The organism is Herbiconiux daphne (genome assembly GCF_024979295.1).
Lineage (GTDB): Bacteria > Actinomycetota > Actinomycetes > Actinomycetales > Microbacteriaceae > Herbiconiux > Herbiconiux daphnes.
Genome location: NZ_JANLCJ010000724.1, coordinates 1 through 543, shown reverse-complemented (window position 1 = coordinate 543; position 543 = coordinate 1). Strand labels below are relative to the sequence as shown.

At 44.4% G+C, this 543-nt stretch carries 1 protein-coding gene; it reads right to left on the bottom strand.

The features are described from left to right. The coding region (nrdD, locus tag N1032_RS27365; RefSeq protein ID WP_259543858.1) for an anaerobic ribonucleoside-triphosphate reductase at positions 1 to 505 on the bottom strand (505 nt) is incomplete at its 3' end. Positions 506 to 543: the final 38 nt, after the last annotated feature.

The following is a 543-nucleotide window of genomic DNA, read 5'->3' as shown; positions in this document are numbered from 1 at the left end:
GGAGGAACGGGGCATAGTCAAGATCGTGATAATGAAGATCACCAGAATCGTGAGCTTGTACCACGTCGGCGGGAAGGAAAGAACTCCGAGCAAAATGCTTACTAATAATACCAGCCAGCAAGTCGCGTTGAACGGGGAACACTTTGGAGTCCTTGTTCGCGTACACGTTAAGAACTGAGGCATCAGTCTGCTCCACTAAACCACGAATCGCACGGGAGAGAGGAGACTTCTCTTCACGAACACGATCACGGGTTGTACGATATTCAATATAGGCTCGTGCTACTTCTGTATCACTTGCCAACAGCATAGATTCTACATCACGTTGAATATCACGAATCTCAACGGTCTCAGAACCTTTATATTTTTCCATAATGGTAGACGCAATTTTAAATGCGTTGTTGTAAGAACTACGATCAACGGCTGTCTGAGCTTTCAAGACTGCCTGAATAATACGCATTGGATCAAAGTCTACACACTTACCATCACGATTAATTACACGAACCATATTGTCTCCTTCCTTAGCGGGTTTCTTCTAGATGTTGA